This window comes from Micromonospora sp. NPDC005173 (assembly GCF_040608515.1).
GTDB lineage: Bacteria > Actinomycetota > Actinomycetes > Mycobacteriales > Micromonosporaceae > Micromonospora.
The window spans coordinates 18,116-43,133 of record NZ_JBEXIK010000045.1; the positions used below are offsets into that span (position 1 = coordinate 18,116).

At 72.7% G+C, this 25,018-nt stretch carries 21 protein-coding genes; 14 read left to right on the top strand and 7 right to left on the bottom strand.

The annotated features are described in order from the left end of the window. The first annotated feature begins 48 nt into the window (after nucleotides 1-48). From ABZV00_RS31000 to ABZV00_RS31010, 3 genes are all read left to right on the top strand, one after another. Nucleotides 49-954, top strand: coding sequence for an alpha/beta hydrolase (locus ABZV00_RS31000; RefSeq protein WP_355612753.1), 906 nt, complete (start codon nucleotides 49-51; stop codon nucleotides 952-954). After that, a complete protein-coding gene (locus tag ABZV00_RS31005; RefSeq protein WP_355612756.1) occupies nucleotides 951-2,159 on the top strand; it encodes an acyltransferase family protein in 1,209 nt (402 codons plus the stop codon). Before ABZV00_RS31000 ends, ABZV00_RS31005 begins: the two co-directional genes overlap by 4 nt. 126 nt (nucleotides 2,160-2,285) lie before the next feature. Next, the gene (locus tag ABZV00_RS31010; RefSeq protein WP_328418691.1) at nucleotides 2,286-2,495 is read left to right on the top strand and encodes a hypothetical protein; all 210 of its coding nucleotides are present in this window, start codon (nucleotides 2,286-2,288) and stop codon (nucleotides 2,493-2,495) included. Nucleotides 2,496-2,570: 75 nt separating this feature from the next. Here the strand turns inward: ABZV00_RS31010 and ABZV00_RS31015 are convergent, their stop codons facing one another. From ABZV00_RS31015 to ABZV00_RS31025, 3 genes are read right to left on the bottom strand one after another with little or no spacing between them, the layout of a single operon-like run. Next, nucleotides 2,571-3,521, bottom strand: a complete 951-nt coding sequence (locus ABZV00_RS31015) for a VWA domain-containing protein (protein WP_328418692.1) — start codon at nucleotides 3,519-3,521, stop codon at nucleotides 2,571-2,573. After that, entirely contained in the window at nucleotides 3,518-4,519 is a 1,002-nt protein-coding gene (locus ABZV00_RS31020; protein ID WP_355612807.1) for a DUF58 domain-containing protein, read from the bottom strand. The genes ABZV00_RS31015 and ABZV00_RS31020 overlap by 4 nt, the downstream gene beginning before the upstream one ends. Continuing rightward, on the bottom strand, nucleotides 4,498-5,604 hold the full coding sequence (locus ABZV00_RS31025) for a MoxR family ATPase (protein ID WP_328418693.1): 1,107 nt from the start codon (nucleotides 5,602-5,604) through the stop codon (nucleotides 4,498-4,500). The genes ABZV00_RS31020 and ABZV00_RS31025 overlap by 22 nt, the downstream gene beginning before the upstream one ends. A gap of 241 nt (nucleotides 5,605-5,845) precedes the next feature. Between ABZV00_RS31025 and ABZV00_RS31030 the strand changes: the two genes are divergently transcribed. The 3 genes from ABZV00_RS31030 (at nucleotide 5,846) to ABZV00_RS31040 (ending at nucleotide 8,549) form a co-directional block, all read left to right on the top strand. Continuing rightward, on the top strand, nucleotides 5,846-6,076 hold the full coding sequence (locus ABZV00_RS31030) for a hypothetical protein (protein ID WP_328418694.1): 231 nt from the start codon (nucleotides 5,846-5,848) through the stop codon (nucleotides 6,074-6,076). A gap of 279 nt (nucleotides 6,077-6,355) precedes the next feature. Further along, nucleotides 6,356-6,952 carry a PH domain-containing protein gene (locus ABZV00_RS31035; protein ID WP_328426749.1) on the top strand — a complete coding sequence of 199 codons (597 nt, stop codon included), beginning with the start codon at nucleotides 6,356-6,358 and terminating at the stop codon, nucleotides 6,950-6,952. A 259-nt stretch (nucleotides 6,953-7,211) separates the two neighbouring features. Next, on the top strand, nucleotides 7,212-8,549 hold the full coding sequence (locus ABZV00_RS31040) for a PH domain-containing protein (RefSeq protein WP_355612810.1): 1,338 nt from the start codon (nucleotides 7,212-7,214) through the stop codon (nucleotides 8,547-8,549). A 33-nt stretch (nucleotides 8,550-8,582) separates the two neighbouring features. Here ABZV00_RS31040 and ABZV00_RS31045 read toward each other — a convergent pair whose 3' ends face one another. Continuing rightward, nucleotides 8,583-9,692, bottom strand: coding sequence for a phosphatase PAP2 family protein (locus ABZV00_RS31045; RefSeq protein ID WP_355612761.1), 1,110 nt, complete (start codon nucleotides 9,690-9,692; stop codon nucleotides 8,583-8,585). Nucleotides 9,693-9,842: 150 nt separating this feature from the next. Between ABZV00_RS31045 and ABZV00_RS31050 the strand changes: the two genes are divergently transcribed. Together ABZV00_RS31050 and ABZV00_RS31055 are read left to right on the top strand one after the other, a co-directional pair. Next, a complete protein-coding gene (locus ABZV00_RS31050; protein ID WP_328418696.1) occupies nucleotides 9,843-10,247 on the top strand; it encodes a hotdog domain-containing protein in 405 nt (134 codons plus the stop codon). Beyond that, on the top strand, nucleotides 10,244-11,074 hold the full coding sequence (locus tag ABZV00_RS31055) for an MBL fold metallo-hydrolase (RefSeq protein WP_355612764.1): 831 nt from the start codon (nucleotides 10,244-10,246) through the stop codon (nucleotides 11,072-11,074). The genes ABZV00_RS31050 and ABZV00_RS31055 overlap by 4 nt, the downstream gene beginning before the upstream one ends. Here the strand turns inward: ABZV00_RS31055 and ABZV00_RS31060 are convergent. Together ABZV00_RS31060 and ABZV00_RS31065 are read right to left on the bottom strand one after the other, a co-directional pair. Next, nucleotides 11,071-12,006 carry a PfkB family carbohydrate kinase gene (locus ABZV00_RS31060; protein ID WP_355612767.1) on the bottom strand — a complete coding sequence of 312 codons (936 nt, stop codon included), beginning with the start codon at nucleotides 12,004-12,006 and terminating at the stop codon, nucleotides 11,071-11,073. The genes ABZV00_RS31055 and ABZV00_RS31060 overlap by 4 nt on opposite strands. A 160-nt stretch (nucleotides 12,007-12,166) precedes the next feature. After that, nucleotides 12,167-13,339 carry an XdhC/CoxI family protein gene (locus ABZV00_RS31065; RefSeq protein WP_355612770.1) on the bottom strand — a complete coding sequence of 391 codons (1,173 nt, stop codon included), beginning with the start codon at nucleotides 13,337-13,339 and terminating at the stop codon, nucleotides 12,167-12,169. A 209-nt stretch (nucleotides 13,340-13,548) separates the two neighbouring features. On the opposite strand from ABZV00_RS31065, the gene ABZV00_RS31070 reads away from it, so the two are divergent. From ABZV00_RS31070 to ABZV00_RS31085, 4 genes are all read left to right on the top strand, one after another. Further along, nucleotides 13,549-14,025, top strand: coding sequence for a (2Fe-2S)-binding protein (locus ABZV00_RS31070; RefSeq protein WP_355612813.1), 477 nt, complete (start codon nucleotides 13,549-13,551; stop codon nucleotides 14,023-14,025). Further along, nucleotides 14,012-15,007, top strand: a complete 996-nt coding sequence (locus ABZV00_RS31075; protein WP_355612773.1) for a xanthine dehydrogenase family protein subunit M — start codon at nucleotides 14,012-14,014, stop codon at nucleotides 15,005-15,007. Before ABZV00_RS31070 ends, ABZV00_RS31075 begins: the two co-directional genes overlap by 14 nt. After that, on the top strand, nucleotides 15,004-17,235 hold the full coding sequence (locus ABZV00_RS31080; RefSeq protein WP_355612776.1) for a xanthine dehydrogenase family protein molybdopterin-binding subunit: 2,232 nt from the start codon (nucleotides 15,004-15,006) through the stop codon (nucleotides 17,233-17,235). Before ABZV00_RS31075 ends, ABZV00_RS31080 begins: the two co-directional genes overlap by 4 nt. A 305-nt stretch (nucleotides 17,236-17,540) precedes the next feature. Beyond that, nucleotides 17,541-18,647: a lytic polysaccharide monooxygenase gene (locus ABZV00_RS31085; protein WP_355612779.1), complete on the top strand. Its 1,107-nt coding sequence runs from the start codon at nucleotides 17,541-17,543 to the stop codon at nucleotides 18,645-18,647. Between the two features lie 115 nt (nucleotides 18,648-18,762). Here the strand turns inward: ABZV00_RS31085 and asnB are convergent, their stop codons facing one another. Then, complete coding sequence (gene asnB, locus ABZV00_RS31090) at nucleotides 18,763-20,724, bottom strand: asparagine synthase (glutamine-hydrolyzing) (RefSeq protein WP_328418703.1); 1,962 nt, start codon at nucleotides 20,722-20,724, stop codon at nucleotides 18,763-18,765. A gap of 132 nt (nucleotides 20,725-20,856) precedes the next feature. On the opposite strand from asnB, the gene ABZV00_RS31095 reads away from it, so the two are divergent. Further along, nucleotides 20,857-22,338 (top strand): aminopeptidase P family protein, encoded by a 1,482-nt coding sequence (locus tag ABZV00_RS31095; RefSeq protein ID WP_328418704.1) that lies wholly within the window; start codon nucleotides 20,857-20,859, stop codon nucleotides 22,336-22,338. A gap of 442 nt (nucleotides 22,339-22,780) precedes the next feature. Continuing rightward, nucleotides 22,781-25,015 carry a hypothetical protein gene (locus ABZV00_RS31100; protein ID WP_355612784.1) on the top strand — a complete coding sequence of 745 codons (2,235 nt, stop codon included), beginning with the start codon at nucleotides 22,781-22,783 and terminating at the stop codon, nucleotides 25,013-25,015. Nucleotides 25,016-25,018: the final 3 nt, after the last annotated feature.

Below are 25,018 nucleotides of genomic sequence, written 5' to 3' on the forward strand. Positions count from 1 at the left end.
CCCACCAACGCACCCTGCCTCTGGACGACATTCCGGAGGGAGAACGTGATGCGACGACGAGGTGCCAGCCGGCTGGCGTTGGCCGCGCTGCTCGGCGTGAACCTGGTTCTACCCACCCGAGCCGAGCCGGTCGCGGCGGCCGGTTTCGTCGAGGCGTACCCGGTCACGGCGGCGGCGATGCGCGCGGCCGGCCCGCCATACGCGGACTGGGTGGCGGGCGGACGCCGGTTCCTGACGTTCGACCCGCGGGGCGACGGCCGTGCGGTCGAGGTGCTCGGCGACCTGGCCGACGCGGATCGGATCGCGGTGCTGGTGCCCGGTGTGGGCAGCACCCTGGCCGACTTCGACCGAGGGCTGGGCGGGGTCGCCCGTCGGGCGCCAGCGGTGCAGGCCGGGCAGTTGTACCGGGCACTGCGGGCGGCCGACCCGGCGGCGCGGGTCGCGGTGCTGGCCTGGCTCGGCTACGACCCGCCCGACGGGGTGCTGACCGCCGTCGGCGGCGCCAGCGCCCGGCGCGGCGCGGTCGGCCTGGCCGCGCTGTTGCGGGAGCTGGCCGGGCGCCGCCCGGCCGCGACGATCACCCTGGTCGGGCACAGCTACGGGGCGCTGGTGGTGTCGCTGGCCGCGGCGGCCGCCCCACCGCAGGTCAGCGACGTGGTCAGCATCGGCGGGATCGGCGCCGGGGTGCAGCACGCCGATGAGCTGCGCGGCGGTCGGCGGTTCTGGGCGGCCGAGGCACCCACCGACTGGATCCGCCGGGTGCCGTCGGTGCGGTTGGCCGGCCTCGGGTACGGCCGTCGCCCCGGCGACCCGGCATTCGGCGCCCGGCCGTTGCCGGTGGCCGGGGTGGCGGGGCACGACGGCTACCTGGTGCCGGGCAGCGCCACGCTGGTCGCGGTTGCGGCGGTCGTGCGGGACGGGGCCGCCGCCGAGCGGGCGGGGAGCGCCCGGTGAGCCGCCGCCGAGCGGGCGGGGAGCACCCGGTGAGCCGCGACCGGGCGGTCGACGCGCTGCGGGCGTACGCCATCGGCGGGGTGGTGCTGGGGCACTGGCTCGTCACCGGCCTGGTGCTGGGCGACGACGGCGGGCTGCACCAGGCCAGCCCGCTGACCGCGCTGCCCGCGCTGGCCCCGGCGACCTGGGTGTTGCAGACGCTCGGGTTGTTCTTCTTCGCCGCCGGGTTCGGTTCGGCCCGGTCGCTGGCCCGCCACCCGGGCGGGCCGGGCGGTTGGCTGGCCGGCCGGCTGCGCCGGCTCCTGCTGCCCACGGTGGCACTGCTGGGCGTGGGTGCCGCCGTGTTGCTCGCCGCCACCGTGGCCGGCACCCCGGACGACACGCTCGTGGTCGCGCTGCGGCTCGCGGTGAGTCCGCTGTGGTTCCTGCTGCCGCTGTTGCTGCTGGTCGCGTCGACCGGCCCGCTGGTCGCCGCCGTCCGCCGGTGGGGGGTGGCGCTCTGTGTCGCGCCGGCGGTGGTCGTGGTGGCGGCGGCCGACCTGGCGATGCGCCTGCTGCCGGCCGGCGCGGGACTGCCGCCGGTGAGTGTGGTGACGGCGTGGGCGGTGCCGTTCCTGCTGGGCGTGGCGCACGCCGACGGGCGGCTGGCCGGCCGGCGGGTGGCGGGCGCGCTGGCCGGTGGTGGCGCCGCGGCGCTGGCCGCGCTGCTGGCGCTGGGCTATCCGGTCAGCGCGGTAGGGGTGCCCGGGGCGGGGGTGTCCAACCTGAACCCGCCGTCGCTGCTGGCGGTGGCGTTGGCGGTCACCCAGGTCGGGCTGGGGCTGCTCGCCCGGCCGATGCTGGAACGGCTGCTGGCCCGGCCACTGCCGGGCCGGGCGGTGACCGAGGTGAACCGGAACGCGGTGCGGATCTACCTGTGGCACCAGCCGGTCCTGGTGGCGGTGACCGCGCTCGTCGCCCGGGGCGGGCTGGCCCTGCCGGGGCTGCACACCGCGCCGGACGACCCGGGCTGGGTGCTGGCCCGGTGCTGCTGGCTACCGCTTTTCGCCGTGGTGCTGGTCACCCTGGTGCGGGCGGGCCGGCCGGCGCAGCGGCTGGGCCAGCCGGGCGGTGGAGGGAGCGCCGGCCGGTCGGCCGAGTGCGTCCCGGCGGCGCCGCGGGTGTACGATCATCGACGTTCCGGCCCGGCCGACTTCAGGAGGTGATCGCTGTGCGAGATAGCGATCCTCCCAGTCGTGGCCGGGCCGATGGTCAGCCCCGCTGAGCCACGACTCAGTCTGGTGAGCTGACCCCGCTCCGCTCCCCGCCACCCGGCTCACGCCGAGGTGCGCGTGCCGCGCCGTCCGATTCCGGACGGTCGCCGGGAGCCGCCCGGTCACGACTTCGTGTGCGCGTCCCCACCCCTGCGGTCCGCCCCCGCACGCGGACCGTCCAGCCGCCACCCGGAGCCGTCCATGAGCCGCTACGTCGCCCCGTTGGGCTTCACCCTCGCCGCCGTCTGGGTGGCCGTCGTCTTCGTACTGGCCGGCGGCGGTCACTGACCCTCGTTCTCCCGCCCGCTCTCGTCACGCTGGCCGGACGAGCGGTGCCCGGGACCAGCCCGGGCACCGCCGACGTCAGAGCATTCGCGACGACCAGAGCAGGCTGAGCGCGCCGGCGCAGAGCGCCAACAGCAGTGCCAGACCGGCGTACCACTGGGTCACCTCGCGGGGCTCGGTGCGGAACCCGATCGAGCTGCCCATGTCCTGGTAGACCTGCTTCAACTCGCTCACCGAGGCCGCCTCGTAGAAGTAGCCCTCGGTGGTCTCGGCCAGCTCGGCCAGGGCCAGCCGGTCCACCGGCACCCGCTGGAGTTGGCCGCCGATGTCCACCTGGCCGGTGTCGGTGCCGAAGGCGATGGTGGAGACCGGCACGTTGGCCGCCTGCGCGGCCGCCGCCGCCTCCTCCACCGATCGGCCGGAGGTGCGGAACCCGTCGGAGAGCAGCACGATCCGGGCCGGCGGGATGCCCGCCGCGCCGTCGGCCGGCACCGACCGGATCGCCTCCAGACAGGTGAACACCGCCTCGCCGGTCGCGGTCGCCTCGGCCAGCACCAGCCCGTCGATCGCACTGGTCACCGCCGCCCGGTCCTTGCCGGGCGGGACCAGCACGTTGGCCGCCTTGGCGAACGAGACGAGGCCCAGGTTGTAGCTCTCCGGCAGCTCGCCGACGAACTGCTTGGCCGCCTCCTGGGCCGCCTCCAGCCGGTTCGGCGCCACGTCGTCCGCCTGCATGGACAGCGACACGTCGATGGCGAGCATCACGGTGGCCCGCTCCAGCGGCTCCTTGGTGTCCACCGCGGGCCGGGCCAGCGCGGTGGCCAGCACCAGCAGGCAGAGCAGGAACGCCGTCGCCGGAACGTGTCGTCGCCAGCCCAGCCCCTTCGGCGCCACGGTGCGCAGCAGATCCACGTTGGTGAACCGCATCGCGTACGTCCGGCGGTGCAGCTGCCGCCAGAGGTAGAACGCGGCGAGGGCGAGCACCGGCAGCACGGCCAGCAGCCACCACGGTTGCATGAAACGGATCATCGTGTCGTCCCCCGGGTGCGCGCGTGCCGCTGCGCGGCCACGAAACGCACCATGTCCAGCAGCCAGTCTCGGTCGGTACGCAGACGCAGGTGGGCCGCGCCGGCACCGCGCAGCGCGGCGGCGATCGTGGCCCGCTGGGCGGTGGCGGCCTCGGCGTAGCGCTGCCGCAACCGCGGGTCGGCGGTCTGCACCTCGTGCAGCTCGCCGCTCTCCGGGTCGACCACCGGCAGCACGCCCACGTCGGGCAACTCCAGCTCGCGCGGGTCGACCACCTCGATCGCCAGCACGTCGTGCCGGACCCGCAGCTTGCGCATCGGCCGGGCCCACTGCTCGGCCGGCGCGAGGAAGTCCGAGACCACCACGGCCACCCCGCGCCGTCGGGGCGGGCGGTTGAGCATCTCGATCAGTGCGCCCAGGTCACCCCGGCCGGGCTGGATCGCGGTGTTGGCGACGGCACGCAGCAGACCCTGCGCCTCCTTGCGGCCGGAGCGGGCCGGCAGCCGGGTGAGCACCCCGGGCCTGGCCGGCGGTGGTCCAGCCCGCCAGCGCCGGGTCGGCGCGGGAGCGCCGCCGCCGGTGCCGATCACCGCGCCGATCCGGTTGCCGCCGCGCACGGTCAGGTGGGTGATGGCGGCAGCGGCGGCCACCACCACCTCCCGCTTGAGCCACTGCCCGGTGCCGAAGTCCAGGCTGGCCGAGAGGTCCAGCGCCAGCCAGGTCTCCAACTCCCGGTCGGCGACCGTACGCCGCACGTGCGGCGTCGTGGTCCGCGCGGTGACCGGCCAGTCCATCCGGCGGACGTCGTCGCCGGGGCGGTACTCCCGCGACTCACCCGCCTCGCTGCCCGGGCCGGGCAGCAGCCCGGCGTAGTCGCCCTGGAGCATGCCGTCGAGCTTGCGGGTGACTAGCAACTGAAGCCGGGACAGCACGGCCTCGCTGCGATCGGCGAGAGGGGCGGGTCGAGGGGTGGGTGAGGTCACGGGCGCTGCCCGGGCCAGCCTGCGCCCGGCGGCGGGGCGGTCGGTGACGGGGATGCCTGCTGCCGGGGGGCGACCGCCGGGAGCGGGATGGTGGACATCACCCGGTGCACGATGTGGTCGGCCGGCACGTCATCGGCGAGCGCGTCGTAGCTGAGCACCAGCCGGTGCCGCAGGATGTCCGGGGCGATGTCCTGCACGTCCTGCGGCAGCGCGTAGTCCCGCCCGCGCAGCAGCGCCAGCGCGCGGGTGGCCCGGACCAGGCCGAGCGAGGCGCGCGGGCTGGCCCCGTACTGGATCAGCTGGGCGACGTCCGGCATGCCGTGCTCAGCCGGGGCCCGGGTGGCCAGCACCAGCCGGACCGCGTAGTCCACCAACGCGTTGTGCACGAAGACCTGGTCCGCCTTGCGTTGCAGGGCGATCAGGTCGGGGGTGTCGAACACGGCCGTCGGCTCCGGAGCGGCGACACCCATCCGGTAGACGATCTCCCGCTCCTCGGCGTCGGTCGGGTAGCCCACCACGATCTTCATGAGGAAGCGGTCCCGCTGCGCCTCCGGCAGCGGGTAGACGCCCTCCTGCTCGATCGGGTTCTGGGTGGCCATCACCAGGAACGGGTCGGGCACCCGGTGGCTCTCCCCGCCGATGGACACCTGCCGCTCGCTCATCACCTCGAGCAGCGCCGACTGCACCTTGGCCGGTGCCCGGTTGATCTCGTCGGCGAGCAGGAAGTTGACGAACACGGGGCCCAGCTCGACGTCGAACTTCTCGCTGGACTGCCGGTAGATGCGGGTCCCCATGATGTCGGCCGGCACCAGGTCCGGGGTGAACTGCACCCGGGCGAAGGACCCGCCGACGACCTTCGCGAGGGTCTCCACCGCCAGGGTCTTGGCCACCCCGGGCACGCCTTCCAGCAGGCAGTGGCCGCGGGCGAGCAGCGCCACGAACATCCGCTCCACCATCCGGTCCTGCCCGACGATGACCCGTTTGATCTCGAACAGCGCCCGCTCCAGCAGGGTGGCGTCCTGCGCGGGTGTGGTCACCGGCTCGGGTCTCTCCGGGGCCACCCCGTTCGGCGTCGGGGCGTCGGGCATGGTCGGCTGGGCCACCGGTCCTCCACAGCGTTGGTCGGTCGTCGCGGCTGGTGCGGTATCAAGACTCGCACGCCTTCCTGAGTGGCGAGGGGGGGAGAAGCCGATTTTCGCCGCGCCGTCCCGAGCGGCCGAATCGCCCACCACGGGTGGACACGGACCGGCCAGCCGCGTGTACGATTCACCCCGTCGCCGGGCGGCTCCCCCCGTGGCCGCCCGGCGCTCAAACCTTCCGTCCCGCCGTCCTAGACTGGCAGGGATGAGCACCCCCTCCCCCGCCGAAGAGGCCCTGATCTGCTCGGCCCGGGGCTGCCGCGCCCCCGCCGTCTGGGCGCTGGAGTGGAACAACCCCCGCCTGCACGACGCCGAACGGCGCAAGACCTGGCTGGCCTGCGGCGAGCACCGGGGCAGCCTCGGCGACTTCCTGGACGCTCGCGGCTTCCTGCGTGCCGTCACACCGGTGCCCGGATCGCCTACCCTCGACATGTGAGCGAGCGCAGCGGGCGAACCATGAGGCACAGCAGCGTGGCGTCTCGCGCCGCCGCAGAGCGAGGTGGCGCCGTGAGCGAGCGCAGCGAGCGAACCATGGGACACAGCAGCGTGGCGTCTCGCGCCGCTGCCGAGCGGAGCGAGGTGGCGGCGTGAGCGAGCAGAACGGATCCCATCGGTGAGCGCGGAGGACCGCGTCGACCCACCGGCTCCCCCCGGACCCACCTCCCCGTCCTGGCCGCCCACCCCGGCCACGTCACCTCCCCCACCGGCCGGCGTCATGCCAGCGCCCGGTGCCGTGCCGACGTCCGGCCCGCTGCCCGCCGCCGGTGGCCCCGGCCCGGCCAGCGCGGCACCCGGTCCCCTGCTGACGGGCGGGCCGGTCGGTCGGGGCCCCTTGGAGCCGTGGCCGGACACGGTCCGCTGGCAGCCGATCTCCTCCGACCTGATCTGGGTCGAGCTGATCCGGTTGGCGATCGTGGTCGCCATCGGGCTGGCGGTGACGGCGATCGGGTGGGCGCTGAGCGGTCACTGGTTGTTCGGGCTCGCCCTCGCCGTCGTGCTGGTGCTCGGCGGGTGGCGCGCCGTGGCCATCGTCCGCGCGGTCCGGGCCTGGGGGTACGCCGAGCGGGAGGACGACCTGCTCGTCCGGCACGGGCTGCTGGTCCGGCGGCTCTCCATCGTCCCGTACTCCCGCATGCAGTTCGTCGATGTCAGCGCGGGGCCGCTGGAGCGCCTCTTCGACCTGGCCACCGTGCAGTTGCACACAGCGGCGGCGGCGAGCGACGCCCGGGTGCCGGGGCTGCGGCCGGCGGAGGCGTCCCGGCTGCGCGATCGGCTCACCGCGCTCGGCGAGGACCGGGCGGAGGGGCTGTGAGCACTCGACCGGTCGACCACCGGCTGCGCCGGGGACCGGCCCGATGAACGACGGTCCCGCCGAGCCGGACACCCGGCCGCCCCCGCCACCCGGCGGCGCGCCCCCCGCCGGCCCGCCACCCGCCGACGCCGTGCCGTACGGCGCCGTACCGCCCGGCAGCGCCGTGCCGCCCGGCAGCGCCGCGCCCTACGGGGCTGGACCGCCCGGCGGTGCTCCGCACTACGGTGCTGTACCGCCCGGGGTGCCCTATCCCTGGCCGATGCCGCCGACCGATGGCGACGGCGAACCACGACAGCGGCTGCATCCGCTCAGCCCGCTGCTGCACGGAGCCAAGTCGCTGGTCGTGGTGATCGCCGGGCTGTCCTGGTCGACGCTGTCCCGGGTCGGGTTCGGCTGGTTCTCCGCCATGGTGGTGGTGCTGGCGCTCGGCGCGACCGTGCTGTCGGTGGTGAGCTGGTACAACACCGGCTATCACGTGGTGGGCCGCGAGCTGCGGGTGTACGAGGGGCTGCTCTGGCGGCGTACCCGGGCCATCCCGCTGGAGCGGTTGCAGGCCGTGGAGGTGGTCCGACCGCTGCTCGCCCAGCTCACCGGCCTGGCCGAGCTGCGGCTGGAGGTGGTCGGCGGGGGCAAGACCGAGGCGCCGCTGGCGTACCTCGGAGTGGCCGACGCGGCCCGGCTGCGCGAACGGCTGCTGGCCCTGGCCGGACGGGCGTCGCAGCCGCCCGCGCCGGGCCTCGCGGTGCCCGGGGCGGCCCCGGGAACCGTGCCGCCGGCGGCCGCGCCGGGCCGGCCGCTGCACGCGGTACGCAACCAGAGCCTGCTGGTCAGCCAACTGCTCACCCCGCAGGCGTTCCTGCTCCCGTTCGGTCTGGCCTTCGTCGTGGTGCAGTTCGTCACCGCTGGGTCGTGGTCGTTCGTGGCGGTGGCGAGCACGCTGACCGCGATGGCCGGTGTGCTGCTGCAACCGATCCGCCGGGTCCTCGACGACTGGAACTTCCGGCTGGCCCGCGACGGCGGCACGCTACGGGTGCACAACGGCCTGCTGGAGACCCGGGCGCAGACCGTGCCGCTGGACCGGGTGCAGACCGTACGGGCCACCTGGCCGCTGCTCTGGCGGGTGAACGGCTGGCTGCGGCTGCGGCTGGAGGTGGCCGGATACTCCGTCGCGGAGGCCGATGATCGCAACCGGCCGGACCGGCTGCTGCCGGTGGGTGACCTGCCGACCGCCACGATGATCGTCGCCGAGGTGCTGCCGGGGGTACGCCTCGACGCGCTGGCGTTGCAGCCACCGCCGCCCCGGACCCGCTGGCTGCACCCGCTCGGCCGTGGCGCGCTCGGCGCCGGCCTGTTCGAGCGGGTCTTCGCCACCCGGTCCGGGCTGCTCACCCGGCAGTTGGCGATCGTCCCGTACGCCCGGATCCAGAGCGTGCGGGTGGTGCAGGGGCCAATACAGCGCCTGCTGGGGCTGGCCACCGTGCACGCGGACACCGCGGGTGGGTCGGGTGCGGCGGCCCAGGACCGGGACCTGGCGGAGGCGTGGGCACTGGCGGCCGAGCTGACCGCCCGCTCGCACGCCACCCGGCTGCCCGGCTGACCCGTTCCGCCGGCCGCCGGCCGACCCTCGGCGTCAGCGGTCGACGGGTACCGGGGGCTGGTCGGTGGTGCTCGGCCCGACCGGTGCCGACTTCTCGCCGTCCGACCGGTCCGGTTCCGGCAGTCCGGCGGTGCCGTCGGGGCCGTCGGGGCCGGTGATCTTCCCTGGCTGCGGTCCCCCGGACCCCGCGCGGCGGGCCCGCACCGCCGCCCACCCGCGCTCGGCCAGGCCGACCACCAGGAACGTCAGCCCGACGTACGCCCAGCCGACCAGCACGTCGATCACGTAGTGCTCACCCGAGTAGACCAGGGTGAAGGTCATGGCCAGCGGGTACGCGAACAGCAGCGGCCACCAGTGGCGGCGGGTGGTGCGCAGGAAGAACAGCACCACGAACAATGCCCAGGCGGTGTGCAGCGACGGCATCGCGGCGACCGGGTTCGAGGCGATCTGGCCGGCGTTGAGCACGTTGCCGGCGCCGTGCATGCCGAATTCCCGCCAGCCCCGGGTGGAGATCCGGGCCACCTCGGTGAGCAGCCCGTTCTGCGCGGCCCACCAGGGCGGGGCGGCCGGGTAGAGGAAGTAGGTGGCCAGGCCTGCGGCGCAGAGGAAACCCCACCGCCGCATGTACGCCGCCCAGCGGTGCCGGTCACGCAGCCACAGCACCGCGGCGGCGGCAAACGCCACCACGAAGTGCGAGAAGTACACCCAGCTCGCCGCGACGTCGTACCACTGCACCTGCGGGTGGTAGAGGTGCTCCTGCAACCAGATGGTGGGCACCTCACCGCCGGTGGCCCAGCCGAACATGAACCGGTCGGCGACGATCAGCTCCATCGCGTGCGGGGTGGCCCCGTTGTCGGCGAACCCCCGGGAGAGGTTGTACGCGGCCAGCAGCAGCACCACCGGCACCCAGTCCCGGGCGAAGCGCAGGTGACTGCGCCACGGCCGGTCACTGTTCCAGGCGATGGTCCCCAACCAGATCCACACGAAGGCGTACGCGGGGTCGGTGGGTAGACCGATGCCCAGCCAGGCGGCCACGAAGGCGACCGCCCAGATCGACATGGCGACCACGCGCCGACGGCCCCCGTCGGGGGACGCGGGTGGGTCGGTCCGGGCGGGGGGCTGGGGGTCAGTCACGACGGCCATCGCGGTCAAGGGTAACGACGGGGGCGGCATCGACCAGCGGCGACCACCCGGAGGACCCGTCCGCAGGTGGTCGGCGGGCAGGTGCGGCGGGTGCGGCGGGATCGGCGGGCGCGTGGTCGCCGGGCTCGGTGAGCACCTAGGCTGACGACCATGCAGGAGCAGCCCGAGCCGGCCTTCGCGCCGGGTCTGACCGCCCGGGTCGAGTTGACCGTCACGGACGCGGACACCGCCTGGGCGGTCGGTTCCGGGGACGTACCGGTCCTGGGCACTCCCCGGGTGGTCGCGCTGGCCGAGGCGGCGACCGTCGCGGCGACGGCGCCCGCGATGCCGCCCGGGTCGACCACCGTGGGGACGCGGGTCGAGCTGGAGCACCTGGCGCCGACCGTGGTCGGCCGGACCGTCCAGGCACAGGCACTGCTGGCCGCGGTCGACGGCCGCCGGCTGTCGTTCGAGATCACCGTCAGCGACGGTGACGAGACGGTGGCCCGAGGCCGGGTGGACCGGATCCTGGTGAACCGGCAGCGCTTCGTCGACCGTGCCGGGCGGGCATCGTGACCATCGATGTCGTCGAGGTCGCCGACCGGGTGCACGTGCTGCGCGAGCCGTTGCTGCGGGTCAACGTCACTCTCGTCGTCGGCGACGACGAGGCGCTGCTGGTCGACACCCTCTCCTCGGCCGGCCAGGCCACCACGCTGGCCGCCGCCATCCGGGCGATCACCGACCGTCCGCTGACCCTGGTCAACACCCACCACCACTACGACCACTGCTTCGGCAACGCCGTTCTGGCCGGCGACCCACCCCGCCCGGTGTACGCGCACGAGCTGGCCGCCGCTGCCCTGCGCGAGCAGCCGGAGCGGCTGCGCCGGGAGGCGTACGAGGAGTTGCGCGAGGAGCACCCCGCGCTCGCCGCCGAACTGGCCGACACCCCACTGCTCGCCCCGACGCACACCGTGCACACCGAGACGGCGCTGGAGGTGGGCGGCCGGCGAGTGCTGCTGCGTCACCCGGGGCGGGGCCACACCGACGCCGACCTGGTGGTGCACGTACCCGACGCGGACGTCCTGGTCGCCGGTGACCTGGTGGAGCAGAGCGGCCCGCCCGCCTTCGAGGACTCGTACCCGCTGCAGTGGCCGGACGCGGTCGCGGACCTGCTCCGGCTGACCACCGCAGGCACGGTGGTGGTGCCGGGCCACGGCGACCCGGTGGACGTCGAGTTCGTCCGCGCCCAGCACGCCGAGCTGGCGAAGCTGGCCTGGCTGATCCGGGCCGCGCACACCGGCGGCGCACCACCGGAACGAGTCGCCGCCGAGGCCCCCTTCGGCGCCCGCGCCGCCCTGACCGCCGCCCGCCGCGGCTACACCGAACTCAACGGCACCGCCTAACCCCCGAAGCGGCGCTGGACGTCGGCGCGGGTGGGCATGGCGGTGGCCCCGCCCGGGGACTCGCAGACCAGGCCGGCCACCCGTAACGCGAACGCCACCCGCTCGACCCAGCCCGCCGGGTCGGCCGGTTCGCCGTCGAGGAGCAGGTCGGCGATCAACGCGGCCATCACCGAGTCGCCGGCGCCGGTGGCGTCGATGGCGTCCACCTTCGGCGCTGGCACGCGTACCGGATCCGCCTCGGCGGCGGCGAGCACCGCACCGGCCGCGCCGAGCGTCACCACCACCGTGGCGGCGCCAAGCTCCCGCAGGTACGCGGCCACCCCCTCGGCCGGCTCGCCCGGGTAGAGCAGCTCGGCGTCGGCGGTACTCAGCTTGACCAGGTGCGCACCAGCGGCGAACTCGGCCACCACCTCGCGCAGCCCGGCCAACGCGGCCAGCCCGTCCAGCAGCCGGGGGCGCACGTTCGGGTCGAAAACCCGCAGCCCGGGGGCGAGCGACCAGGCACGCCGGGCGGCGGCCAGCGTGGCGGGCTGGAGCAGCACGACCGACCCGCAGTAGAGCACGTCGGCGCCCTCCACCAGCGCCACGTCCAGATCGTCCGGACCGAGCAGGCTGTAGGAAGGCGGGTCGCCGTAGAAGCGGAAGTCGGGTTCCGGGCCGGCGAAGGTGACCACCGCGAGCGTGGTCGGCGCCGGCACCGTGACCACGCCGGCCAGCCCGACGTCGAGCGTGGTCAGGAAGGCGCGGATCCGGCCGGCCAGCACGTCGTCGCCGAGCGACCCGACGAACTGTGCCGCGCCGCCGAGCCGGCTCACCCCGACGGCGACGTTGAGCGGACCGCCGCCGATCGCCTGCCGGTAAACCCGCTCACCGTCGCGCTCGGTGTCGAGCAGGTCGACCAGCGCCTCGCCGAGCACCACCGCGTATCCCATGCCGGTCCTTTCGTCGTCGCCAGCCCCACCACCGCCCGCCGCACGCTGAGGCGACCGGCGTGGCACCAGGCTGGCACAGCGCACGGCCCGGCGGGCGCCGAAGGCACGGTCCGGCCCTACCGGGACACGGGCGAGGCGGCCAAGCCGGCCAACCCGGCGGCTATACCGGGTGGTGGATCGGCCCGGCGAGTGCTGTCAGCGGGTGGCCGGTCCCGCCCCAGCGGCCCGCCACGATCTGCGCGGCCACGCTCACCGCGGTCTCCTCCGGGGTACGCCCGCCGAGGTCCAGCCCGATCGGCGAGGCGAGCCGGGCGAGCTGCGCCGCATCGAGACCCGCCTCGCGCAGTCGCTTGTGCCGCTCGTCGTGGGTGCGTCGTGACCCCATCGCGCCGACGTACGCCAGCCGGTGGCGCAGCGCCAGCGCCAGCAGCGGCACGTCGAACTTCGGGTCGTGGGTCAGCACGCAGACGACGGTCCGTCCGTCGACCCGGCCGGCGTCCAGCTCCGCCCCCAGGTAGCGGTGCGGCCACTGCACCACCACCTCGTCCGCCTCCGGAAACCGTCGAGCGGTGGCGAAGACCGGCCGGGCGTCGCAGACGGTCACCCGGTAGCCGAGGAACGCGCCGATCCGGGCCACCGCGGCGGCGAAGTCGATCGCCCCGAAAACGATCATCCGGGGCGGGGTGGCGTGGACGACCACGAACAGGCTGAGGCCGGTGCCCCGGCGCTGCCCGTGATACCCGTACCGGAGCATTCCGCTGTGCCCGGTGGCGAGCAGCCCGAGGGCGTCGGCGGTGGCGGCGGCGTCCAGCCGCTCGGCGCCGAGCGAGCCGGTCACCTGGTCCCCGGTCAGCACGAGCCGCCGGCCCAGCCGCCCCGCAGGGTCGCCCGGCACCGCGCCCGGCAGGTCGCCGCCGTCGCCCGGCACCTCGCCGTCGTCGGCCGCCACGCAGGTGACCACCGCCGCCGGGTGGCCGGCCCGGCGCGCGACGGCGACCGCGTCCAACTCCGCGAGGGCGTCGGGCTCGATCCGCTCCACGAACACGTCGAGCACCCCGCCGCAGGTCAGGCCCACGGCGTACGCGTCGTCGTCGCTGACGCCGTAGCGGATCAGCTCGGGTACGCCGGTGTCGAGCACGCGGTGGGCCCGTTCGTAGAGGTCAGCCTCCACGCAGCCGCCGGAGACGCTGCCGGTGACCGTGCCGTCGGTCGCCACCAGCATGGTGGCGCCGGGCGGCTGTGGCGCGGACCGCCAGGTGGCCACGACGGTGGCCAGGGCGACCGCCTCGCCGGCCCGGCAGCGGCGGTGCACCTCGTCGAACACCTCCGGCACACTTCCCCAATCTCCGTCCCGGCGCTGATTCAGCCGAGCCAACCCCGGCCGAACCGCAGGCCGGAGTCCTTGGTCGCAAAAGCCGTAAAACGGCATTAAGCGAAGGATATGGTCGGTTTCACCAGAGGGGGTGTGAGTTGGTGAAGTCGTACGAGGCGCTGCGTACCGCGCCGAATCCGGACCACGCGGTGGTCAGAGGTCCCGGCGAGGTGGAGGTCCACCTGCACGTCAACGGGGAGAGTCGGACGACGACCGTGGAGCCACGGGTCAGCCTGCTCGACGCCCTCCGCGACCGGCTCGAACTGACCGGCACCAAGAAGGGCTGCAACCAGGGCGCCTGCGGCGCGTGCACGGTGTGGGTCGACGGTCGCCGCGTGCTGGCCTGCCTGACCTTGGCGATCACCTGCGAGAGCCGCGAGGTGACCACCATCGAAGGGCTGGCCGACGGAGACACCCTGCACCCGATGCAGCAGGCCTTCCTGGACTGCGACGCGTTCCAGTGTGGGTACTGCACCCCCGGGCAGATCATGTCCGCGGTGGCGCTGCTGGCCGAGGGGCATGCCAGCGACGACACGGAGATCCGGGAGTGGATGAGCGGCAACATCTGCCGCTGCGCCGCGTACCCGCACATCCGCACGGCCATCCGCCGGATCCGCGACGGAGGCGGCGCCGATGCGGCCCGTTAGCTATTCCCGGGTCTTCGACGTCGGCACCGCCATCGGCGCGGTGAGCTCCGACCCGGAGAGCGTCTTCCTGGCCGGCGGCACCACCCAGATCGACCTGCTGCGCATCTACGTCGAGCAGCCGCGCCGCCTCGTCGACATCAACGACCTGCCGCTGAACCGGGTCGAGGAGTTGCCCGACGGCGGGCTGCGGCTCGGCGGGCTGGCTCGGATGAGCGACGTGGCCCAGGAGCCGGAGCTGGTCCGGCGCTACCCGATGGTCGCCGAGTCGCTGCTGCTCGGCGCCTCCCCGCAACTGCGCAACATGGCCACCATGGGCGGCAACCTGCTGCAACGGGTGCGGTGCGGCTACTTCCGCGACACCGAGGCGGCCTGCAACAAGCGCCTGCCCGGCAGCGGGTGCAGCGCGTTGGAGGGCATCAACCGGGGGCACGCGGTCCTCGGCACCAGCGACCACTGCATCGCCACCCATCCGTCCGACCTGGCCGTGGCGCTGGTCGCGCTGGACGCCGTGGTACGGACCGAGGGCCCGGGCGGTGCGCGGAGCATCCCCATCGACGACTTCTTCCTGCTGCCCGGTCAGACCCCGGAGCGGGAACACCCGTTGACCCACGGCGAGCTGGTGACCGGCATCGACCTGCCACCGGCACCGGTGGCGGCCACCTCCCGCTACATCAAGATCCGCGACCGTGAGTCGTACGAGTTCGCGCTCGCCTCGGTCGCGGTGGCCATCGCGGTCGACGGCGGCCGGATCACCGAGGTCCGGCTGGCCCTGGGCGGGGTGGCCACCAAACCGTGGCGGGCACGGGCGGCCGAGCGGGAGCTCGATGGCGCCCCGGCGACCACCGAGTCGTTCACCCGGGCCGCGGCGGCCGAGCTGGCACCGGCGGTGTCGCACGGCATGAACGCCTTCAAGATCGAGCTGGCTCGGCGGACCATGGTCCGGGCTCTGGAGCAGATGACCCAGCGGGAGGGACAAGCATGAGCCCGGCGATCGGCGGCACGCTCAATCGGGTGGACGGCCGCGCCAAGGTGCGCGGGGACGCCCGCTACTCCGCCGAGGTCGCGGTGACCGGCCTGGTCCACGCCGTGCTGGTGAACGCGACGGTGGCCAGCGGCCGGATCACCGCGATCGACACCGCCGAGGCCGAGCGGGCCGACGGGGTGCTGGCCGTGCTCACCCACCGCAACCTGAGCCGGGTCGCCAGCGTGCCGAAGCTGCTCCCGTCGCTGGCCGGGCTGGCCGCGCCGGGGCAGACCTTCTTTCCGATGCAGGACGAGGCCATCCACTACTCCGGCCAGCCGATCGCCATCGTGATCGCCGACACCGTCGAACGCGCCGACCACGCCGGCACCCTGATCCGCGTCGAGTACGCCACCACGCCCTCCACCACCCTGCTCGACCAGGCCCGGGACCAGGCGTACGTGCCCGAACGGATCTTCGGCGGGCTGCTACCGGGGCAGGCGTCCCGTGGTGACGTGGCGAAGGCGCTGGCTGAGGCGCAGGTGTGCGTGGACGCGACGTACCGCTTCGCGCCCAACCACCACAACCCGATCGAGCCGTCGGCCAGCACCGCGGTCTGGGAGGACGTCGACCGGCTGACCATCTACGACTCGACCCAGGGGCCGAACGCCACCCAGTTCACCGTCGCGGCGCTGCTCGGCCTGCCACCCATCTCGATCCGAGTGGTGAGCCACGCCGTCGGCGGCAGCTTCGGCTCGAAGGCGATGATCTGGCATCACCCGGCGCTGGCCGCGCTCGCCGCCCGGCAGGTCGGCCGGCCGGTACGGCTGGCGCTGACCCGGGAGCAGATGTTCACCTCCTGCGGGCACCGCGAGGAGCAGGAGCAGCGGATCACCATCGGCGCGGGCACGGACGGCCGCATCACCGCGCTGCGCCACCACAAGCTGTCGCTCACCTCGCGCTTCGACGACTGGGCGGAGCCGTCGTTGCAGAGCCCGGCGGTGGCGTACACCAGCCCCCACTACGAGGGGATCTACCACCTGGTCCGGGGCAACACGATCACCCCGACCTTCATGCGCGCCCCGGGCGAGGCGACCGGCATGTTCGCCCTCGAGTGCGCGATGGACGAGCTGGCCGAGCGGATCGGGATCGACCCGCTGGAGCTGCGGCTGCGCAACTACTCGGAGACCGACCCGGAGAGCGGGCACCCGTGGTCCAGCAGCGGGTTGAAGGAGTGCTACCAGCGGGCGTCCGAGCTGTTCGGCTGGCGCGACCGCGACTCCCGGCCCCGGCGCGAGGGCCAGTGGTTGATCGGCAGCGGCATGGCCAGCGCGCTCTACCCGGTGACCCAGCCGGTGAACCCTCAGCGAGCCCGGGCCCGGCTCTACAACGACGGTACGGCCGTCGTCGAGGCGGGAGTGTCGGAGTTCGGCACCGGGGTCTTCACCGCGATGACCCAGGTCGCCGCGGACGCGCTCGGCCTCCCGGTGGAGCGGGTACGGTTCGTCGGCGGCAGCAGTGACCTGCCGAACGTCACCGCCGCCGTGGGTTCCACGGGTACCAGCGCCGTCGGCTCCGCCGTACACCTCGCGGCGACGCAGCTGCGCGACGAGCTGATCCGGCGCGCGGTCGCCGACGCCCACTCGCCGTTGCACGGCGCCGATCCCGGCACGGTGGTGGTCCGGGACGGTCGGATGGTGCTGCGCGACCATCCCGACGTCGGCGAGGCGTACGCCGACATGATGGCCCGCACCCTGACCCCGGACGCGGAGGTGCTCGGCACCTGGACGCCGCCACCGCAGGACGCCGGGTACGGGGTGCACACCTTCGGCGCGCAGATGGCCGAGGTGGCGGTCGACGCCGACCTCGGCGTCGTACGGGTGCGCCGGATGGTCGGGGTGTTCGCGCCCGGCCGGGTGCTCAACCGCAAGACGGCGCACAGCCAGTTGATGGGCGGCATGCTCTGGGGGCTCGGCCAGGCGCTGCTGGAGGCCACCCGGATGGATCCCCGGTCGGGTCGCTGGGCCAACGCCAGCCTCGGCGACTACCTGGTCGCGGTCAACGCGGACGCGCCGGACGTCGTGGTGGACACCATCGAGGTGCACGACGAGGTGGTGAACCCGCTCGGGATGAAGGGGGTCGGGGAGATCGGCGTGGTGGGTGCGGCCGCCGCGATCGCCAACGCCGTGCACCACGCCACCGGACGCCGGCAGTACGAGCTGCCGATCACGCTGGAGAAGCTGCTCTGAGGGTCGCCCGGCACCCGGTCTGACGCATCGAGGATCGGCTATTGCGCTGCGGCCGGGCGGCGTGGTGGGATGACGCATACCGGGCGGTGCGAGGGCTGCCGCGCCGCCGGTTGCCGGGTTCGTTTGACGCGAGGGCGCCGGTCCACGACAGGGACCGTTGACGGCACGTGTCCACCGGCCATTTTCCTGCCGAGGCACATCGCCGTGACCGTCGCACCCGCTCACCGCAGCGGGGCGACCAGGCCACACCCACCCGATTGCGGCGGGGCGGCTCGGGCGGCGCGCCTCGCGAGTCAGGAGAACCCGTGAAACGATCCCGTACGGCCGCGTTGCTCATCGCGGCCGTGACCCTCGCCCTGGGCGCCGTCGCCCTGACCTCCAGCCCGGAGCCCGCCGCCGCGCACGGTGCGGCGATGACCCCCGGCAGCCGTACCTTCCTGTGTTGGCAGGACGGCCTGAGCCAGACCGGTGAGATCAGGCCGAACAACCCCGCGTGCTCCGCCGCCGTGGCGCAGAGCGGGGCGAACTCGCTCTACAACTGGTTCAGCGTGCTGCGCTCCGACGCCGGCGGCCGGACCGTCGGCTTCATCCCGGACGGGCAGCTGTGCAGCGGCGGAAACTCCGGCTACAGCGGCTACGACCTGGCCCGTACCGACTGGCCGTTGACCCACCTGACCTCGGGGGCGCGGCTGGACTTCCGGTACAGCAACTGGGCGCACCACCCGGGCACCTTCTACTTCTACGTGACCAAGGACAGTTGGAGCCCGAACCGGCCGCTGGCGTGGGGCGACCTGGAGGAGCCGTTCCTGACGGTGACCAACCCGCCGCAGCGCGGCGGGGTCGGCACCAACGAGGGGCACTACTACTTCAGCGGAAACCTGCCGTCGGGCAAGAGCGGCCGGCACATCATCTACTCCCGTTGGGTGCGCTCGGACTCGCAGGAGAACTTCTTCGGCTGCTCCGACGTGACCTTCGACGGCGGCAACGGCCAGGTGACCGGCGTGGGTCCGGGCGGCACTCCCCCGCCGACCCCCACCCCGACCACCCCGCCGCCGAACCCGACGACTCCCCCGCCAACCCCCACCCCGACCACCCCGCCGCCGCACGGCGGTGACTGCATGGCGGTCTACAAGGTCGTCAGCGCCTGGCAGGGCGGCTTCCAGGGCGAAGTCATGATCATGAACCACGGCAGTACGCCGTTCGCCGGCTGGACCGCGAGCTGGACGTGGCCCAGCGGGCAGTCGATCAGTCAGATCTGGAACGCCACCCAGAGCTCGTCCGGCTCGTCGGTGACGGCGAGCAACGTCTCGTACAACGGCACGGTCGCACCGGAGGGCACCACCACCTTCGGCTTCCTGGCCAGCACCACCGGCACCAACACCCTGCCAACAGTCACCTGCGCCCGCCGCTAAACCCAACCCCGTCCCCGTCCAGCCCCATCCCGAAATGATCAAGAGGTTTGCGTCATCCGGAGGCGTTCCGGTGACGCAAACCTCTTGATCAACAGGGTCGGGGCGGGCAGCGGGGTCAGCGGACCATGGAGCCGACCACCGGTTTGGTCAGCAGGGCGGACTGGTTGCGCTGGATGCCGGGGTCGAGGGTCTTGGCCACGAAGATGGCGTGCCAGATGCAGAAGATCAACACGGTCCACACCTTGCGGGAGTGGTCGGCCTCCTCCCGCTTGTGCTCGTCCAGCAGCCGCAGCGCGTACGACAGGTCGAGCAGGTCGCCAGCGCCTGAGGTGCTCAGCACATGCCGGGCCCACTCGTACATCTCGCCGCGCAGCCACACCCGGGTGGGGGTCGGGAAGCCCAGCTTCTTGCGGTTGACGATGGCCGGAGGGACGACGCCCTGCAACGCCTGGCGCATCGCGTACTTGGTGGCGTCCGAGCGCGGCGGCAGCTTGAGGTCCACCGGGATCTTCGCCGCGACGTCGAACACCTCGCGGTCGAGGAACGGCACCCGCACCTCCAGCGAGTGGGACATCGAGATCCGGTCGGCCTTGACCAGGATGTCCCCGCGCAGCCAGGTGTAGAGGTCGACGTACTGCATCTTGGTGACGTCGTCCAGCTCGGTGCACTCGGCGTAGATCGGCGCCGTCACGTCCGTGTAGCGCACCGAGGGGTCGTAGCGGCGCATCAGGTGCTGCTTCTCCTCCTCGGTGAACATCCGCGCGTTGCCGTAGTAGCGCTCCTCGATCGGGGTGGTGCCGCGCTCCAGGAAGCTCTTGCCCTTAACCCCCTGCGGGATCGCCTTGGAAACCGCGCGCAGCCCCTTCTGCACCCCACCGGGCAGGCCGTTGACGGTGCCGAGCGACAGTGGCTCGCGGTAGATCGTGTAACCGCCGAAGAACTCGTCGGCGCCCTCACCGGAGAGCACCACGGTGACGTGCTCGGCGGCCTTCTTGGCCACGAAGTACAGCGGCACCAGCGCCGGGTCGGCCACCGGGTCGTCCAGGTGCCAGACGATCTTCGGCAGCGCGTCGATCATGTCCTGCGGACCGATCTTGGTGGGGATGGTGGTGACGTCCAGGTGCCGGGCCGACTCCTGCGCGACGTCGATCTCCGAATATCCCGGTACGTCGTACCCGACGGTGAAGGTCAGGATGTTCGGGTTGAACTCCCGGGCCAGCGCGACCACCGCGGTGGAGTCGATGCCGCTGGACAGGAACGAACCGACCGGCACGTCGGAGCGCATGTGCATGCGCACGCTCTCCCGCAGCGTCTCCCGGATCTCGTGGTAGAGCTTCTGCTCGTCGTCGACCGGCGCCGGCCGGAACACCGGCCGGTACCAGCGGCGTACGTCGATCCGACCGCCCGGGGTCCAGGTCAGGTACTCCCCGGAGCCGATCCGGTTGACGCCCTTGTGCAGCGTGCCGGGCTCGGGGACGTACTGCAGGGTCAGGTAGTGGCTGAGGTTGGCCGCGTCGACGCCCGCGTCGCCCTGGTAGTTGCTGTGCGCGAACGGCAGCAGCGCCTTCTTCTCCGAGGCCAGGTACAGCCCGTCGGCTGTCTCCAGGTAGTGCATCGGCTTGATGCCGAAGTAGTCGCGGGCGCCGAACGCGCGCCGTTCCTGCCGGTCCCAGATGACGAAGGCGAACATGCCGCGCAGCCGGGTGAGCACCTGCTCGCCCCAGAAGTGGTAGCCGGCGACGATCACCTCGCCGTCACCGGCGGTGGCGAACTGGGCGCCGAAGTTCCGGACCAGCTCGTCGCGCAGCTCGATGTAGTTGTAGATCTCACCGTTGAAGGTGAGCAGGTAACGGCCGTTCGCGTAGGGCAGCGGCTCGTGACTCGACGCGACGTCGATGATGGCGAGCCGCTTGTGGGCGAACACTCCGTCCGCGTATCGGCCGGAGGCGTCGCCGACCACCTCGACCCCTGTCTCGTCGGGGCCGCGGTGGTGCAGGCATTCCAACGCTCCGGCGATGTGGTCGCGGTGCGCGGCGGCGTTACCGTTCGCGCTGAAGAAGGCCAGGAGTCCGCACATGGTGGACATCTTTCCACGCGCGCCATCGGCCCGTCGCAGCCGTCCGTTGATCCGGAGCCCCCTGGCCGGCACCATCGGGAACCGGGCGCGCGATACGGTCTGGACCAGCAACGAAGCGGAGGGAGCGGCGCAATGACCGAGGGACGCACCGACGGAACGCCGACGAACGGTACGGAATCGCATGATCCGGACTTCCCGGAGGCGTTCCTGTCCTTCATGCGGCAGGGCTGGCGGGACACCGCGCTCCCGGTAGCGCCCCGGCAGGAGGCCCCCAACTACGCCAAGCGGCGGGCCGCGCTGTCGGCGGCCTTCCCGGGCGAGACGCTGGTGATCCCGACCGGCCCCGAGAAGGTCCGGGCCAACGACACCGGGTATCCGTTCCGGCCGGGCAGTGACTTCGTCTACCTGACCGGCGACCACGACCCGGACAGCGTGCTGGTGCTGCGCCCGAACGGCTCGGGGCACGACGCCACCCTGTACATGCGGCCCCGCTCGTCCCGGGAGACCGACGAGTTCTTCCGCAGCCGGCACGGCGAGCTGTGGGTGGGCCGGCGGCACACGCTCAGCGAGAAGTCCACCGAGCTGGGCCTGCCCACCGCAGACCTTACCGGCCTGGAGGCGACGCTGGCCGACCTGGCGCCGGGGCGGACCCGGGTGCTGCGCGGCTTCGACACGCAGGTGGACGCAGCGGTACGCCCGTACGACGGCGTCCGCGCCGAAGGGCAGCCGCCGCGCGACCGGGAGCTGGCGATCGCCATCTCGGAGCAGAAGCTGGTCAAGGACGAGTGGGAGATCGGCCAACTCCAGGACGCGATTGACGCCACGGTGCGTGGCTTCGAGGACGTGGCCCGGATCCTGCCGGCCGACCGGGCGGTCTCGGAGCGGCTGCTGGAGGGGATCTTCGCGCTGCGTGCCCGGCACGACGGCAACGACGTCGGGTACGGCTCGATCGTCGGCGCTGGCGAGCACGCCACGATCCTGCACTGGGTGCACAACCACGGCGCCACTCGACCGGGTGACCTGCTGCTGATGGACATGGGTGTCGAGGGGCGCAACCTCTACACCGCCGACGTGACCCGGGTGCTGCCGGTGAGCGGCCGGTTCACCGCCCTGCAACGCCAGGTCTACGACATCGTGTACGCCTCGCAGCAGGCCGGGATCGAGGCCATCCGGCCCGGGGTGAAGTTCAAGGACGTCCACCTGACCTGCATGCGGGTGCTCGCCGAGGGCCTGGCCGAGCTGGGCCTGCTGCCGGTGAGCGTGGACGAGGCGATGGACGAGAAGTCCTCGGTCTACCGGCGGTGGACGCTGCACGGCTTCGGCCACATGCTCGGCATCGACGTGCACGACTGCTCGAATGCCCGCAAGGAGAACTACCGCGACGGCACGCTGGGCGAGGGCTACGTGCTCACCGTCGAGCCGGGGCTGTACTTCCAGCCGGAGGACGAGCTGGTCCCTGCCGAGCTGCGCGGCATCGGCGTGCGCATCGAGGACGACGTGCTGGTCACCGCGACCGGCGCGGTGAACCTGTCGGCCGGCCTGCCGCGCACCGCGGACGAGGTGGAGACCTGGCTGGCCGAGCAGCGCGAGGCGGGCCCGCGCCTGCCGGTCTGACCTCGCACGTACAACAACGGCGGGCCCCGCCACCGGCGTCTGCGACGTATTCGTCGTGAGACTCCGGCGGCGGGGCCCGCCGGCGTCTTGGGCTGATCTTGCCTCCTACCGCGCCGTACGGGATGAGTGTGCCCGACCATCACCGTTGATCCTCCCCGGCGTCCCCGCGAGCTTTCCGCCACCAGCCACGGCCTGGCGGCATCCGTGAGCTTTCCGCCACCGGCCGCGTTCTCAGCACCGGTCATGCCCAGGGGCCCTGGGCGTCCCCACTCCTGCCGTCCGCGCCGGGCATGCCCAATGTGGGGTTTCTTCGGATTCGCCCGCATAGTGAAGAACTCTCCCATACGGTGTTGTTCAGCAGCTACAACCGATTTGTAGCGAAGGCCGCCTCGCCACGGCGAAGCGACCTTGTCTGGGTACAAGGAGAGGGCAGAGAGCTCCGATGTCCAAATACCTTCGCAATAGCGATGACGCGACAGGCGAGAAGAACTCGCCGTTCCGCCGCCGCCGGCTCTGGCTTGTCACCGGCGTTGCGGGCCTCACGGGAGCGGTCAGCCTCGCGGGCGTCGCCTACGCCACAACCGGGGTAACCGGCGGACACCGACTGACCGACGTCAAGTGGTCGACCTCCCAGCTGGTCAGCGACGACGGCAAGGACGCGGCCAAGGACGACAAGGGCAAGGACGACAAGGGCAAGGACCACGAGGGCAAGGACGACAAGGACAAGGACGACAAGGACAAGGACGACCGCGATCGCGTCCGGGAGGTGGAGTGCGACGACGATGCCCTCGTCGAGGCCCTCGACCTGGCCAACCGCGACGACGGCGGCACCCTGAAGCTGGCCAAGGACTGCACCTACGAGCTCGACCAGCACGACAAGAAGTCCGAGGCGGGCCTGCCGACGATCAAGCAGGAAATCACCATCGAGGGCAACGGCGCGACGATCAAGCGGGAAGCCGAGGAGGGCTTCCGGATCTTCCGCGTCGCCAACGGCGGTGACCTGACCCTGAAGGACGTCACGATCCGCAACGGCGCCGCGGGCGAAGACCGCAAGTACGAGAAGGACGGCAAGGAAGACAAGCACGACAAGCCCAAGCCGCCGCCGAAGAAGGCGGTCCCCAGCAACCAGAACGGGATCGGGGGCGGGGCTCCGGTCGCGGAGCCGCTCGCCGATCCCGCTGCGGCTCCGGCCGCCGCCCCGGCAGCGGCTCCCGCCAAGGCTCCGGCTGCGGCTCCGGCTGCGGCTCCCGGTGGTGCCCCCGGTGGGGCTCCCGCTGTGGCTCCGGCTGCGGTCCCCGGTGGGGCTCCCGCTGCGGCTCCCGGTGGGGCTCCCGGTGCGGCTCGCGCTGCGGCTCCGGCTGCGGCTCCCGGTGCGGCTCGCGCTGCGGCTCCGGCTGCGGCTCCCGCAGCGGCTCCCGCTGCGAAGCCCACCGCCACGTCCACCAAGCCGGCCGAGGACAAGCGTGAGTGGGACGGCAAGGACAAGTCCGAGTGGGACCGCAAGGACAAGTCCGACTGGGACGGCAAGGACGACAAGGAGCACGAGGGCGACGGCGGTGGCATCCTGGTCGAACGCGGCGGCGAGGCCCACCTGGTGAACGCCAAGTTCGTCCTCAACAGCGCCGAGAACAACGGCGGCGCCATCGCCAACTTCGGCCGGGTCGAGGCCGAGGGCAGCACCTTCGACAACAACCACGCCGGAAAGGACGGCGGCGCCATCTTCAACGCCGGCGTCCTCGACGTCACGGGCTCGCACGACGGCAAGGGCCCCGAGTCCCGCATCACCAACAACACCGCGGGCAAGAACGGCGGCGGCGTCGCCAACGGCCACGGCGACGAGGACAAGGACAAGGAGAAGGACAAGGAGAAGAAGTACGAGTCGGGCGCCAACGGCTACGGCAAGGACGGCAAGGACAAGGACGGCAAGGACAAGGACGGCAAGGCCGGCACCGTCACGATCGAGAAGACCCTGATCGAGGGCAACACCGCCAAGAAGAACGGCGGCGGCCTGTTCAGCAACGACGGCTTCGTCGAGGTCAGCTGGACCTTCATCAAGAACAACACCGCCGGCGAGAACGGCGGCGGCATCGCCGCTGTCGACACCGTCCTGACGGTCAAGAAGAGCACCATCGAGAAGAACAAGGCCCACAAGGACGGCGGCGGCGTCTACAACGTCAGCAGCGACGAGAAGAACCACGGCAAGTCCAAGGGCAAGGACGAGGAGAAGCGTGGCACGGCCACCATCACCGACAGCGAGATCTTCGAGAACAGCGCGAACCGCTTCGGTGGAGGCTTCTTCAACGGCGAGCCCTTCGAGGACAAGCACAACGGCGGCGGCATGACCGGCCCGGCCGCCTGGCAGGGCTCCTGGTCCAACAAGGACCACGAGGACGACTCGGCCACCCTGGTCCTGCGTGACGACAAGATCAAGGAGAACTTCGCCGGCAAGAACGGCGGCGGCATCTACAACAACGAAGGCAAGGTGACCCTGACCAACACCAAGGTCACCAAGAACAAGGCCGACAACGGCAACGAGAAGGACAAGGGCAAGGATCACAAGGGGATCGCCGGCGGCATCTTCAACAACGATGGCAAGGTCAAGCTCGACGACGACTCCACCGTCACCGACAACGACCCCACCAACTGCGCCAACACCGTCGAAGACTGCTTCAACTGAGCA

Coding starts and splice junctions, on each gene's coding strand:
- ABZV00_RS31050 (WP_328418696.1), top strand. CDS start 9,843: ATGCAGGAGCAGCCCGAGCCGGCCTTCGCGCCGGGTCTGACCGCCCGG.
- ABZV00_RS31035 (WP_328426749.1), top strand. CDS start 6,356: ATGCCAGCGCCCGGTGCCGTGCCGACGTCCGGCCCGCTGCCCGCCGCC.
- ABZV00_RS31030 (WP_328418694.1), top strand. CDS start 5,846: ATGAGCACCCCCTCCCCCGCCGAAGAGGCCCTGATCTGCTCGGCCCGG.
- asnB (WP_328418703.1), bottom strand. CDS start 20,724: ATGTGCGGACTCCTGGCCTTCTTCAGCGCGAACGGTAACGCCGCCGCG.
- ABZV00_RS31040 (WP_355612810.1), top strand. CDS start 7,212: ATGCCGCCGACCGATGGCGACGGCGAACCACGACAGCGGCTGCATCCG.
- ABZV00_RS31095 (WP_328418704.1), top strand. CDS start 20,857: ATGACCGAGGGACGCACCGACGGAACGCCGACGAACGGTACGGAATCG.
- ABZV00_RS31075 (WP_355612773.1), top strand. CDS start 14,012: ATGCGGCCCGTTAGCTATTCCCGGGTCTTCGACGTCGGCACCGCCATC.
- ABZV00_RS31045 (WP_355612761.1), bottom strand. CDS start 9,692: ATGGCCGTCGTGACTGACCCCCAGCCCCCCGCCCGGACCGACCCACCC.
- ABZV00_RS31100 (WP_355612784.1), top strand. CDS start 22,781: ATGTCCAAATACCTTCGCAATAGCGATGACGCGACAGGCGAGAAGAAC.
- ABZV00_RS31080 (WP_355612776.1), top strand. CDS start 15,004: ATGAGCCCGGCGATCGGCGGCACGCTCAATCGGGTGGACGGCCGCGCC.
- ABZV00_RS31000 (WP_355612753.1), top strand. CDS start 49: ATGCGACGACGAGGTGCCAGCCGGCTGGCGTTGGCCGCGCTGCTCGGC.
- ABZV00_RS31060 (WP_355612767.1), bottom strand. CDS start 12,006: ATGGGATACGCGGTGGTGCTCGGCGAGGCGCTGGTCGACCTGCTCGAC.
- ABZV00_RS31015 (WP_328418692.1), bottom strand. CDS start 3,521: ATGATCCGTTTCATGCAACCGTGGTGGCTGCTGGCCGTGCTGCCGGTG.